The organism is Mycobacterium sp. 1423905.2, from assembly GCF_001673155.1.
GTDB lineage: Bacteria > Actinomycetota > Actinomycetes > Mycobacteriales > Mycobacteriaceae > Mycobacterium.
In genome coordinates, this window is sequence record NZ_LZLE01000088.1 from 37,300 (window position 1) to 49,495 (window position 12,196).

Sequence of the window (12,196 nt, forward strand, 5' to 3'; positions counted from 1 at the left end):
AGGTAGGAAGCGGAGACTGGTACATATAGACCAAATAAGCCCAATTTCTTGTCCGAAAGTTCCACAAATGGATACCGTCAGTCGCGTATTGGGCTGGGCTCAGCTCGATGCCAGCGTCGATAAACGGTGTCTGCTGGGCAGCACCACACGGATGGAGGTCGCTGCTTACCCCAAGCTGCAGGCACCGTTTCACGTCCTGCTCGAGGGCGAGTGTGACCTGCAGGTTGGTTCCGTGATCATGGAGATGCGGCGCGGCGATGTCGTGCTGATCCCGAGCGGGGTCGCGCATCGAGTGATCACTTCCGGACCCGGTCGCCTACGGGGCACAACCGACACCACCGGTGATGCGTTTGTAACGACCCACAGCAGGCGCGGCGGTAGCGCGGTCATCGATTTGTTCTGCGGTCACTATTCGTTCGATGCGGGCGCAGGTGCCATGCTATTCGGCAGCCTGCCCGACCCACTGCGAGTGTCTGTCGGGCAGTCCGCCGACAGCGAGCAGATGCTGGCGATGTTGAGTGCCATGATGCGCGGCGAGGCGCAGCGCGAAGGTCAAGGTACCGCCGCGATTCTGTCGGCCTTAGCGACGGTACTTCTGGCGCTGGCACTCAGATCCGCACGGAGCACCGCCACCACGACCGCTTTGTGGACGGCCGTAGCCGATCCTCGGATCGCAAGAGCAATCGACGGCGTGCTAGCGGAGCCGGGCGCCGCCTGGACTATCGGTCGGCTCAGCCGTACGGCCGCCATGTCACGGACCACCTTCCTGCGCCACTTCGGTCAGGAAACCGGAATGACCGTGGGTGCTTTCTTGGTGCGCATCCGGGTGATGGCTGCAGCCGAGCTGCTCAGGTCGAGCGACGCGACCGTCGCCACCATCGCCGCCCAGGTTGGTTACCAATCCGAATCGGCGTTCTCGCGCGCATTCCGCGCCGAGACCGGGACGACACCGGCGCGCTTTCGGCGCAGTCAACAGCGGCGGTGGCAGTAAGGCACGAGGTCGTCACTGCGGCTCTCGTCTGACCGATCGGCGCGCTGGGCTCGTTTGTCGGGCCGTGTCGATAACCGGCGATATGGCCCCGGGGCCATGTCGAGAGCTAGTTCGGTGCTGCACGTATGTGAGCTTTGACCTTCGAGTGACATGCCGACCAAAGACGGTACTTGCACTCCACCGTGTCCGGCGAATCCGCCGACAAAACACAGTGCTCTATGTGTATGGTCGCAAGAGGAATTCCGACCCAGCCCTGATTGACTGGAAGGTGTCGCGGTGCAGACCTGTACAGCTGAGTTTGCACGCCTTCGCGCCGGAATGGGCGGACTTGACTGTGCCGCCAATCCCTTCGTCAAGCTGACCAATCCGCTTGCGTTGCAGCACTGGACGATGCCGCTGATCGAGTTGACACTTGTCGCCGGAACGACTGCGTGCTTGGTTCACGCCCTGCGGTGGCGCCGCACCCAGGCTGACGCCTCGAACTTGGTGATTTGGTTTGCAGGCATCGTCTGCCTTCTGTTCATCGAGCCGTTCACCTACTTTCCGCAGTGGTTCGGCTTGGAGAAGTCGCTTGGGGTTACGTTCGTGCACAACCAGTTCACCGTGCAGTTCTTGTATGACCGGTTGCCGCTCTACATCGTCGCCATGTATCCGTTTTTCGGTTACGCCGCATGGGTTCTGGTGCAGCGCACCGGCATTTTGCGCCGTTACAACTCCTTCGTCGGCGCGGCATGTGTGGCCTTTGCCTTCTTGGCGCTCTACGAGGTCATCGACATGGTTGGACCACAGTTTCGCTGGTGGGTGTGGAATGAGAACCTGTCGACTTCGGTGCCCACACTGTCCGGTGTTCCCTACCTCAATCTCCAGTCGTTCTCGGTAGCGCTGCCATTCGCCATGGCTTTCGTAACCCTCAGATGCTGCAAACCGGGTCAGGTGCGCGCAGTGACGGTGGCGCGCAATGTGCTGCTGGTATCGATTCTGGTGTGGCCGATCCTGTTTCTCAGTTCGCTACCGTGGTTCTTCCTGACCAAAGTCGGCGTCTCCGTCGAAACTGCCCGCATCGTGGGAACGTGGCTGTTGGTCAGCATCATCGGAGTGGTCACCGCGATCGCGTTCGTCCGCGCCTACAAGTTGCGCCGTGGCGACCCCGCGCAAGTACCGCCGGGTTCCAGTCGCGACTACTTCGTGGCAGGTTTGGTCACCGCGTATCTACTTGTATCCGCAGTGTGCTGGATCGCGGCCTTGCCGGACTACTTCCATGCCAAAGATGGCTTCACCGCTACCGGTGCCCGGGTGGGATCGCTGCCGTTCGCGCTTGCCATGGCAGCAGTGGCCATTGCCCTCACGGTGGGTGCTTACCTACGAACGACCCGTTGTGAAGAAGGTCGTCATGTCGACGCCACGCTCGTACTCGGCCCTCCACACCGCGGCCCACTGCGGTAGCGGCTGGTGGGCCGGATTGTGATAGGGCGCCTGGGACAGGATGAGCCGCCGTATCATCGCGGCGAGTTCGCGGGTCGGGACACCGTGAAACATCCGCGCAGGCTGCTCCCTTCGTGAGTGACCCATAAACCGTTGTTGCAGCCGGGTTTTCATTTCCAAGACTGCCATGTCGGACGTCATCGACTGATGTGCGGACAGGCCCCCGCGGTCAGCCTCGGGCACGTGGCGATCGAATCCCATGGCGATTTCCTCGACCACCGACATGACGTGCTTCGCCGTCGCCACGGCGTACTTCGTCCGCGTCCAGCGGTGGGGCGTCAAATGGTCGCAGATGATGAGGCCAGAGCTGCGATGCTCGATCTCCTCGACGAAATGCCACAGGATGAGCGAGGCGATACGTGGATCACCGCCACCGAAGATCGATTCGCGGTGATCGAGAAAGACCTTGAACAGCGGCGTGAAGGTAGCTTCGATGTTGGCGATGTAGGACACGTGGAAGTCGGTGCCCCGTGTGGCCAGAAGTTGGTCGAAGAGCTTGGTGACCTCGCGCTGAGTGTGTTTCAGACCCGGGTATTGCTTGGTCAACGTGTTCATATGCTTGCGGTGGGCCCATGAATGCTGGCCTTCCTGCCGCACGAAGGCGTCCATCTCCTCAGCGACGGCGGGATCGGTGACCTGATCGCTGGCCTCCCGAAGCGCGTTGATGATGTACCGCTCGAAGGGCACGGCAAAAAAGGTGAAGAGGTTGCCGAAGATGCTCACCAGCGGATTCGCGGGCTGCCACTGGAACGGCACCGTGGTATCGAAGGCCCACGGCAGTTTTCGGATCACCAGGTCAGTCATCGGCACATCCCCAGCCTCGCTCGAGCGACTACGTCTGAGCATACACTTTGGCATTTTGTATGGTGTCAATCGGAGCGCAGCGCCGCGACCAAACTGTGGCACCATCCACTTGCGCCTAGGCGTATGGTCATGCATGGAGGTGGGCGCCCACGCGGCGACCACCGATCCCAACGGGTGAAGGACGCGCATGCCATTCGACACGATCATCCGCAACGGGCGCTGGTTCGACGGCACAGGAGCGCGCTCGTCGGTTCGCAATATCGGCATATCCGCCGGGCAGATAGCGGCAATCTCGACAGAGGATCTCGACGAAGCCGGCTGCCCGAATGTCATCGACGCGACCGGCCACTGGGTCGTTCCCGGCTTTCTCGACATTCACACGCACTACGACATCGAGGTGCTGAATGGCCCGGGGTTGGCGGAGTCAGTCCGCCACGGTGTGACGACGGTGGCGATGGGTTCGTGTTCGATCTCCACCATCCACGTCGACGCCGAGGAAGCCGGTGACCTTTTCGGCCGAGTCGAGGCGATCCCCCGACGACACGTTATCGAGTCGATCGGCTCCCACAAGTCGTGGGACAGCGCCGAGGACTACGTCAAAGCGATTGAAGCTCTTCCCCTCGGTCCGAATGTGTGCTCATTCATCGGACATTCCGACATCCGCACCGTGACCATGGGGCTCGAGCGCTCGACCGACGACACCATCAAGCCCACCGCCGCCGAACTAGAGCACATGGAGCAGCTGCTGGTCGAGGCGCTGGACGCCGGCTTCGTCGGAATGTCGACCAACCAGCTTCGGTTCGACAAGCTAGACGGACAGATCTGCCGGTCGCGTACCCTGCCCTCAACGTATGCGAAGTGGCGAGAGAATCGTCGGCTCAAGAGGTTGGTGCGGGCCAGAGGCCGCGTTCTGCAGTCGGCTCCCGACATCGGCATGCCGGTCAACCTGGTTTCCCAGGCCTTCCAATCGGTCGGGGTGGTGCGCAAGCCGTTGAAGACGACGTTGTTGGCCGCGGCGGACGCGAAATCAAACCCGTTGGCGCCCTACATTCTCAAGGGGCTGGCCACGGCGGTTAACACGATTGGTGCCGACTTCCGCTTTCAGCATCTCCCAGTCCCATTCACCGTTTACGCCGACGGGATCGACTTCGTCATCTTCGAGGAATTCGGATCGGGCGAGGAAGCGATGCACCTGGCGGACTGCCTCGAACGCGACGAGCTGATGCGCGACGAGGTCTATCGGCGGCGCTTCCGCAAGGACTACGACCGTAAGTTAGGGATTCGGGTGTGGCATCGCGACTTCTTCGACGCGGTGATCAACGACTGCCCCGACCCGGATGTCGTCGGGAAATCGTTCGGCGAGGTCGGCGTTGACCGCGGGGGGCTGCATCCCGTCGATGCGTTCCTCGACCTGGTCCTCGAACATGGCGCCAAACTTCGTTGGTACACCACTATTTCCAACCATCGCCCCGACGTCCTCAAGAAGATGGCAACAGACGCCTACACCCAGTTGGGCTTTTCCGATGCCGGCGCGCACCTGCGGAACATGGCCTTCTACAACATGGGGCTTCGGCTGCTCAAGCATGTCCGCGACGCCGAAACCGCTGGGACGCCGTTCATGACAGTCGAGCGCGCCGTGCACCGCCTCAGCGGCGAGCTTGCCGATTGGTACGGACTCGACGCCGGCCATCTGCGCATCGGTGACCGGGCGGACCTGTCGATCATCAACCCCGAACGGCTGGACGACTCCCTTGAGCAATACGCCGAAGAACGCGTCGAACAATACGACGGGCTGTCGCGCATGGTGAACCGCAACGACGACACGGTTGTTGCCGTCTTCATCGGTGGCCAACAGGTTGTAGCGAACGGCCAACCCACCGAGACCCTCGGGAAAGTGCGCACCGGCAGCTTTCTCCGAGTGGGACGACGCTCACCCGCGGTGGCCTCTGGACGTCAACCCAGCGCCACACCCAGTTCCTGAGCAAAGACACGGATCATGTGCTGGACGCCAATCTCGTTGCGGCCGATGACCATATGGTCATGCTGGCCATGGCGGACGCCTTCTCCGCATTGCGGCAACATGGCGAAGTCTTCATCGCGCACCGCCGCATGCACAGCAGCGAAAATCGCGTCGTAACCGGCCCGGGTGGCGTCATCGGCTGCCGGCACCCGCGCCAGCCAGCTGTGCCGCACGGTGCAGCGAGTGGGCGACCCAGCGGGCAAGATGTCGATGACCTCTACCCCCACTGAACTGTTGGCCAGCACCAAGTTCGGATAGACCCAGTAAACGACACCCATGTTGTCACGGACATCCCAGGATCTATCCGGATCAGATTCGAGGCTAGTGATCCAGTTGAACGGAAACCCCATGCGGTGGTGCTTGCCGAAACTGTCGTGGATCGAGGTGTTGGCCAGCGTGTTCATACCAATGAGACTGTCGCCGTGCACAAATGGGAAGTGGTAGGACTCCGCGAACGCCTCCAGCGCACCTTTCCAGGACACCTCGGAACCGAACTCCCGAAAGTCGTGGTAGCCGAATGAGGCATAGTCCAGCGCTTCCAACTCAGGACCAAGGTCGCCTACGTGAGCATCGAGGTCGATATCGGCGTCGGCGTTCAATACCGCCCAGATGAATCCGAACCGCTCCTCATTGGGGAGTTCCACGAGCCCGTACGCAGCTTTGTCCATGCCGGTGAAGCCGGCGCTGCCTGGGATGGCGAACAACTGGCCGTCGTTCTTGTAAGTCCACGCGTGGTAAGGACACGTGAAACGTGTTGCGCTGCCTGATCCGCAGGCCGGCATCGCGCCGCGATGGCGGCAGTAGTTCAGGAAGACATGACTCTTTCCGCCCTTGTCGCGAGTGATGAGGAGTGAGTCACCCAGGACCGAGCGCACCACGTAGTCGTTGGGATTGGCGACCCGCGCGCTGGGAAGCACGGCTAGTGGCGTGCGCCGAAGAATCTGGGATTCCTCGATTTCGGTAATTTTCGGATCTCGGTAGTAGTGCAGCGGCACCTTCAGAACGCTGTCAGCCATATCGGTGGTCTTGTCGAGTACCACTCGCAGCGCCCGCCGCGTCAGGTCGGTGTCCAGGACGCCCGTGCGCAACGTGCCTTCAATGGTCAAGAGAAGCTCCTTCGCCGCGCCGTCGCCACTCGCTGACCATACACGAGTTACCATGTGAGTGGTCATAGATTTGTTGCGTCCGCACGGTAGCGTGCTTGGTGTGGACGTATGGCAGGCTGATTGCTGATGCGAACTCATGGCTGGTCCGGCGCGACGCCGGCCGATGACGACGAGGCTATCGCCCGCATCCTCGACGCTGCACGGCAACGGATCGATCGCTGCGGCAAAGATTTCGGGATCTCCGATGTGGCCAAGGACGTCGGCGTCACGCGCCAGACCGTCTATCGCTACTTTCCCAGCACCGAGGCGCTCCTGTTTGCTACCTCGGTCGCAGAGGTCGGCCCGTTTCTGGACAGCCTGGCTGCTCACGTACGCAAGATTCACGACCCTGCCGAAGCGGTGATCGAGGGAATTGCGCACACGCTCGAACGACTTCCTCACGAGCGCTACCTGAGCTTGTTGTTGACGCCCGGGAAGGCCAGCGCTTTCTCAGCCGGCGTCACCTCGGATATGGCGATGTCATTCGGACGGTCGATTGTGGAGAGGTTCGAGGTCGACTGGACCGGCGCCGGCATCGTCGGCGACGAGCTCGATCAGTTGGTCGAGTTCATGCTGAGAATGTTCCAATCGTTGGTCATCGACCCCGGCCGACCGCCACACCAGGGCAAGGAACTGCGGGCGTTTCTGCGCCGGTGGATGGCACCAGCCATATCGGTTCCCGCTCCGGCCCGTCAGGCCACCCAGAAGGCGAAGAGATCGGTGCGACGCACCCAGAAGGCGAGCGCAGGCAGAAGAACCCGAGTCACCACGTGATCTGCGTTGGCCGCCGGAGACTTCGGGGTCAACGCAAAACCGGGCCTTGGCTGTCGCGTTGCCGGCTCCTTCACGTCCGCGCGAGTCGGTGCTACTCTGCGGCTAGACAACCATTGCGATATGTCTAGTCGCGGAGGATATGTGACCCTATCTGCCTCGACATCCGCGCCGACTGACCTCAGCCGACTGCTCGGAGAGCCGTTCGACGACTCCGACGAAGTGATCGCGCGCGCCGTCGCGGAGGCGAGCGTTCCCGCGCTATTGATGTCGATGGTTCACATGACTGGCGACATGGGTCTGCTCGAGGAATTACCGGGACCGTTCATGCTCATTGCGATGGACCTGCAGGGTGCCATGAGTGAGCCCGACAAAGAGATCGTGCGCAAGCGCGCCTTCGATGTGATCCGCGAGTACCGGGACCGTGGCTGCCCGCCCCCGTTCGTTCCGGACGCCGAGCAGATGCGGGTGATGCTCGACGTGATGTCGGCTGGGCAGGTCAAAGAAGAACACGTCGACTATGTTGCCGCCGACCTCCGGTTCAGCGATGCCGATCAGTGCGGACCGGTGCTTGAGTCGACGCCGGAGCAGCGCAGTGGATTCCCTGTCGTCGTCATCGGCTGCGGCGAGGCCGGGCTGCTGGCCGGAATCAAACTCAAAGCTGCGGGCATTCCGTTCACGATCATCGAGAAGCAGTCTGAGGTTGGTGGAACATGGTTGGCCAACCGCTATCCCGGTTGCCGCGTCGATATCGCCAACCAGTACTACGCCTACTCATTCGAGCCGCTTGACCACTGGACTCATTACTTCTCTGAACAACCGGAGATCTTGAAATACCTCAACGACGTTGCGGCCCGCCACGACATCGCTCCCCAGGTGCGGTTCAACACCAAGGTGACCAGCGCCTCGTGGGATGAGGACTCGGCGACATGGCGAGTGATGGTTCGCGCCGCGGATGGTAGCGAGGAGACACTGACCGCCCGAGCGCTGATCTGCGCAGTCGGCCAGTTCAGCAACCCGGTGATCCCGGATATCAACGGCGCCAAGGAATTCCGCGGCCCCGCCTTTCACACCGCGGACTGGCGCGACGACGTCGACCTGGCGGGTAAGCGTGTGGCGGTCATCGGCGCGGGCGCCAGCGGTTTCCAACTCGTGCCCGCCATCGCCCAGTCGGCCCAACACGTCGACGTCTATCAACGCACACCACAATGGATGGCGCCCAATCCCATCTACCACGACGCTATCCCGGATGGCGCCAGGTGGGCGATACGCCATCTGCCCTACTACGGCAGGTGGTCGCGGTTCGTCTCGTGGTGGCCGATCGCCGACGCACTCGACGAGCAGGTGACTATCGACCCCGGTTGGGACAACGGCGGGCTCTCGTGCAGCGAGTCGAACCACGCGATACGTGAGATGTTCATCGCATGGATGCGGGTCTTCTGCAGCGACGAAGAACTGTTGGCGAAAGTCACGCCAAACTATCCGCCAATGGGTAAGCGGACCTTGCAGGACAACGGAACCTGGCTCACCACGTTGCAACGCGACGACGTCAAGCTCATCACTGACCGTATCGCCGGTCTCACCTCTGACGGAGTGACGACCGTCGACGGAACCCATCGCCCTGCGGATGTGGTGGTGTGGGCCACTGGATTTGATGTAAACCACCAACTCGGGCCGCTCAATATCCGCGGCCGCGACGGCGTCGAACTCAACACGGCGTGGGGCGACTCCGCCTACGCCTATCTCGGCATCACCGTGCCGGGCTTCCCGAACTTCTTCTGCATGTTCGGACCGGGCACCAACGCCGTAAACGGAGCCAGCATCATCTACAACTCCGAGTGTCAGATGCGCTACATCATGGGTTCCATCGACATGGTGCTAGCCGGCGAATTCGGTTCCGCCGCCGTGCGGGCCGACGTGTGCGATGACTACAACCGACGGAGCCAGGAGCGCCTGAAGCGGATGGTGTACAGCCACCCAGCGGTCTCCACCAGCTACTACAAGAACGCCGCGGGCCATGTGCCCACGTTGTACGGGTTCCGGATCTTCGACTACTGGAAGTGGACTAATCGACCCAACGCCGACGAATACGAGCTGCGTCCGTAACAGGGCTGATGGCGGGTCCAACGGTTGCCGGCGATGCCTGTGGCTCGGGGCCGCCGCAGCCTATCTAGGGACCCCTTTCGACCGGGTGCAGAAGTCTTAGGCCAGCATCGGGTCGATCGCCGAGCGAGGCACGAGCACCTGGACCGGCCCGGCCGAGTCGGGCAGCGTGCCCTGGTCGAAGAAGAAAATCACTCCGTCGTTGACCACCGCGAAGTTTTGGTAGTTAGCCGGGTTGTACAGCGCGGGTTGCACGACCGGCGACGCCGGTTGTGGCGTGGCAGTGGCAGGCTGTCCCGGTTGCGGGGACGGAGCGGGCCCGGCCGGCGAAGGTGCCTGTTGCTTCTGCAGTTCAGCCTGGACGATGGGCGCTACGGTCCGCAGCGGATCGTCGACTCGCCACAACGGCGTGTTTTGTTTGTCGTCAGATGCGGCCGTGTAGACGATTTCTTTGCGGTAGCTCTGGTCCCAGTTGAACGCCTTGAACGTCGTTTGCGGTTGCGCGCCGCCGACGTTCCGGTACACGTTGAACACCACAGCCTGAGTGCCCCGCGGTGGAATCGAGGAGCTGTATTCCGTCGGCTTGATCTTCAGCTGAGAGGGCTTGTCACCGGGCGCGCCCGATTTCGCCGCGCTGAGAAATGCGTCGCGTGTCTGGGAGACAAAGTCGGCGATCGGCTTCTGGTCGGGATAATCGAGCGGAATGCTTATGTCGACGCTATATGCGGGGTCGGACAGCTGGATCTCACACGTGCTGCCGGTGTTGTTGCCCTTGAGGTCGGCGCAGTAGTCCTTTGGCGCCGCTACCGCCGCGGCAGGAGAACCGAGGAGTGCCGCAGCCGCGGCGAATACGGCAACGTTGAGCAGGCGCATTGGTAAATTCCTCCAAGCAAACGCGGCCTTGGCGCCGCGGACGAGCGATTACCGGGCAGCGCTCGGGCCAGAGGGGCAGGCGAGGCCACCGCGTGCCCACCGTAGCCTGAAGTGAGGGTTCGAGCGAAGTCGCGCTCTACCGAGCGGCCACATATCGCTGCTCGGCCACGCTCAAATCCCTCATCTAGGGAGTGTCAAGGATCAACCGAAATAACTGTCAACCGTCAGCCGAAACACCGTCAGGCAGCGGCCGGTGTTCAGATTGCACCCGACGAACGGAGGCGCTCCATTCCGGCCGCGTCGTAGCCTGCCAGGGCGCCGAGTAACTCTTCCGTATGCTGCCCAACGTGCGGCGCTGCGGGCGGTGCAAATCGTTCGTCGGGTTTGGTCTTGATGCACGTCCCCATCAATCGCTGTGACGTCCCGTCCGGCTGAGCCTGCTCGTAGAGGAGTCGGCGGGCCTTCGCGTGGTCGTCATCGAAGAGGTCTGCTCCCAAAAATGCTGGGGCTCCTGCGATATCAGTCGCAATGAAGAAGTCGGTCCATTCCTTGCGGGTGCGGCTCGCAAAAATCGCCGTTAACTCCTCGCGCAGCCGGGCCTCTGCCGCGACGTCCTCCCCCGCCTTGCGGCGCCCCGGCTCGTAGAGATCCATCCTGTCGAGTGACTCGCAGAATCTCAGCCAGAACTTGTCCTCCAGGGCGTTGAACACCACGTAGTTGCCGTCGCTCGTGGTGTAGTACTGGTAGCGAAGCGAAGCGCGGATTCCCTCACCGTAGGCCGGTTGACCGTTCGCCAGGCCTGCGAGGTGTTGAAAGTTCCAATTGATCGCGGCATCGACCTGCGCTACCTCGATGTACTGGGGCTTGCCGTCACGACCGGCGGCATGCAACGCGGCGAGCACGCCCATCGCTGCGTAGAGCGGTCCCGCCAGAACACCCGTCGTCCCTGTGGCCGCACCAGAAAGGCGGGGCGTGCCATCCGCATCGAAGATCGGCGGACTCAAGCCGGCGAAACAGTCGAAGGACAGTCCGTGTGTGGGCAATCGGGTGTATGGCCCATAGCTGCCCATGCCGTTGAGCACGCAATAGACAACTGTCGGGTTGACGGCGACGATGTCGTCATAGCTGAAGCCCAGCCGGTGCGCGGTCCCATACCGTAGTCCGTCGATCACGACCGCCGATGTCGCGGCAAGGCGGCGAAACGCATCTTGCCCCTCAGTCGTTTTCAGGTTGATCGCGACGCTCTTCTTGCCCCGGTTCCAGTGCGAGTCCTGCAGCTCGCCGCCAGAAACCGCCGAGCCGCGAAAACCACCGCCGCCAGGTGGCTCAACCTTGATCACCTCTGCGCCGAGGTCAGCCAGATGCCCGCCCAGTGCATCCGCAGAGAAGAGCGACACCTCGAGGACTCGTACGTCCTTGAGAAGTTCCATCACGCGACCTTTCCAACCTCAAATCCCGACGCGGACTCGCGCCGCGTCGTCAAGGTGCAGTGCCCCGCTACATCATGGTGATCGATTTGAGCTCGGTGTATTCCTCGAAGCCCCAGCGACCCTGCTCTCGGCCAAGACCACTTTGCTTGAAGCCGCCGAGAGGACCCCCGCCGTTGAACATGCCGCGCGCCGGCAGAGACCAGCCGGGGCCCTGTCCTCCCCCCGGATTGGCTCCTAAATCGGCGCCGGATCCGACCGTCTGCACCATGATGGTGCCGGTTCTGACCTGCCTCGCTACGTTGAATCCCTTTGCGGCGTTGCGACTCATCACCAGACCCGCCAAACCGTAGATGGAGTCGTTCGCGATGCGGATGGCTTCGTCTTCGGAGCGATAGGTCATCACCGCCAGCACAGGCCCGAACATCTCGAACGCGGCTTCTACTACGAACCGACGGCATTTGTCGGCTGCCGCAGCGACATGCGGTTATGTCAGGAGGAGGTGTTCGGGCCTGTGCTGGCGGTGATGACCTATCGCTCCGAAGACGAAGCCATCCGCATCGCGAACGACTCCATCTAC

11 protein-coding genes are annotated in these 12,196 nt (G+C 62.1%); 6 read left to right on the plus strand and 5 right to left on the minus strand.

The annotated features are described in order from the left end of the window. The first annotated feature begins 67 nt into the window (after positions 1–67). Both A9W95_RS04775 and A9W95_RS04780 read left to right on the plus strand, forming a co-directional pair. Entirely contained in the window at positions 68–991 is a 924-nt protein-coding gene (locus A9W95_RS04775) for an AraC family transcriptional regulator (RefSeq protein WP_067409460.1), read from the plus strand. 318 nt (positions 992–1,309) lie between these two features. Then, complete coding sequence (locus tag A9W95_RS04780) at positions 1,310–2,434, plus strand: hypothetical protein (RefSeq protein WP_067409461.1); 1,125 nt, start codon at positions 1,310–1,312, stop codon at positions 2,432–2,434. Here the strand turns inward: A9W95_RS04780 and A9W95_RS04785 are convergent. Continuing rightward, entirely contained in the window at positions 2,351–3,277 is a 927-nt protein-coding gene (locus A9W95_RS04785) for a metal-dependent hydrolase (RefSeq protein WP_067409462.1), read from the minus strand. The genes A9W95_RS04780 and A9W95_RS04785 overlap by 84 nt on opposite strands. Positions 3,278–3,464: 187 nt before the next feature. On the opposite strand from A9W95_RS04785, the gene A9W95_RS04790 reads away from it, so the two are divergent. Further along, positions 3,465–5,258: an amidohydrolase family protein gene (locus A9W95_RS04790; protein ID WP_067409463.1), complete on the plus strand. Its 1,794-nt coding sequence runs from the start codon at positions 3,465–3,467 to the stop codon at positions 5,256–5,258. Here the strand turns inward: A9W95_RS04790 and A9W95_RS04795 are convergent. Continuing rightward, positions 5,231–6,469, minus strand: coding sequence for an SRPBCC family protein (locus A9W95_RS04795; RefSeq protein WP_082982903.1), 1,239 nt, complete (start codon positions 6,467–6,469; stop codon positions 5,231–5,233). The two genes, A9W95_RS04790 and A9W95_RS04795, sit on opposite strands and share 28 nt — an antisense overlap. A gap of 60 nt (positions 6,470–6,529) precedes the next feature. Here A9W95_RS04795 and A9W95_RS04800 point away from each other — a divergent pair, with 60 nt between their 5' ends. Then, positions 6,530–7,216 carry a TetR/AcrR family transcriptional regulator gene (locus A9W95_RS04800; RefSeq protein WP_082982904.1) on the plus strand — a complete coding sequence of 229 codons (687 nt, stop codon included), beginning with the start codon at positions 6,530–6,532 and terminating at the stop codon, positions 7,214–7,216. A 141-nt stretch (positions 7,217–7,357) separates the two neighbouring features. Continuing rightward, positions 7,358–9,319: an NAD(P)/FAD-dependent oxidoreductase gene (locus A9W95_RS04805; protein WP_253851559.1), complete on the plus strand. Its 1,962-nt coding sequence runs from the start codon at positions 7,358–7,360 to the stop codon at positions 9,317–9,319. A 96-nt stretch (positions 9,320–9,415) separates the two neighbouring features. On the opposite strand, the gene A9W95_RS04810 is transcribed toward A9W95_RS04805, so the two are convergent. The 3 genes from A9W95_RS04810 to A9W95_RS27680 form a co-directional block, all read right to left on the minus strand. Continuing rightward, entirely contained in the window at positions 9,416–10,189 is a 774-nt protein-coding gene (locus A9W95_RS04810) for an esterase (protein WP_067409466.1), read from the minus strand. A 257-nt stretch (positions 10,190–10,446) separates the two neighbouring features. Continuing rightward, positions 10,447–11,619: a CaiB/BaiF CoA-transferase family protein gene (locus tag A9W95_RS04815; protein WP_067409467.1), complete on the minus strand. Its 1,173-nt coding sequence runs from the start codon at positions 11,617–11,619 to the stop codon at positions 10,447–10,449. 67 nt (positions 11,620–11,686) lie between these two features. Next, positions 11,687–12,022: an aldehyde dehydrogenase family protein gene (locus tag A9W95_RS27680; protein WP_371328021.1), complete on the minus strand. Its 336-nt coding sequence runs from the start codon at positions 12,020–12,022 to the stop codon at positions 11,687–11,689. Between A9W95_RS27680 and A9W95_RS25960 the strand changes: the two genes are divergently transcribed. Next, a partial coding sequence (locus A9W95_RS25960; RefSeq protein WP_371328022.1) for an aldehyde dehydrogenase family protein occupies positions 11,906–12,196 on the plus strand: 291 nt, incomplete at its 3' end. The genes A9W95_RS27680 and A9W95_RS25960 overlap by 117 nt on opposite strands.

What these genes read in the sequence shown, in the direction of transcription:
- A9W95_RS04775 (WP_067409460.1), top strand. Translation starts at nt 68, where the DNA reads ATGGATACCGTCAGTCGCGTATTGGGCTGGGCTCAGCTCGATGCCAGC.
- A9W95_RS04780 (WP_067409461.1), top strand. Translation starts at nt 1,310, where the DNA reads ATGGGCGGACTTGACTGTGCCGCCAATCCCTTCGTCAAGCTGACCAAT.
- A9W95_RS04785 (WP_067409462.1), bottom strand. Translation starts at nt 3,277, where the DNA reads ATGACTGACCTGGTGATCCGAAAACTGCCGTGGGCCTTCGATACCACG.
- A9W95_RS04790 (WP_067409463.1), top strand. Translation starts at nt 3,465, where the DNA reads ATGCCATTCGACACGATCATCCGCAACGGGCGCTGGTTCGACGGCACA.
- A9W95_RS04795 (WP_082982903.1), bottom strand. Translation starts at nt 6,469, where the DNA reads ATGACCACTCACATGGTAACTCGTGTATGGTCAGCGAGTGGCGACGGC.
- A9W95_RS04800 (WP_082982904.1), top strand. Translation starts at nt 6,530, where the DNA reads ATGCGAACTCATGGCTGGTCCGGCGCGACGCCGGCCGATGACGACGAG.
- A9W95_RS04810 (WP_067409466.1), bottom strand. Translation starts at nt 10,189, where the DNA reads ATGCGCCTGCTCAACGTTGCCGTATTCGCCGCGGCTGCGGCACTCCTC.
- A9W95_RS04815 (WP_067409467.1), bottom strand. Translation starts at nt 11,619, where the DNA reads ATGGAACTTCTCAAGGACGTACGAGTCCTCGAGGTGTCGCTCTTCTCT.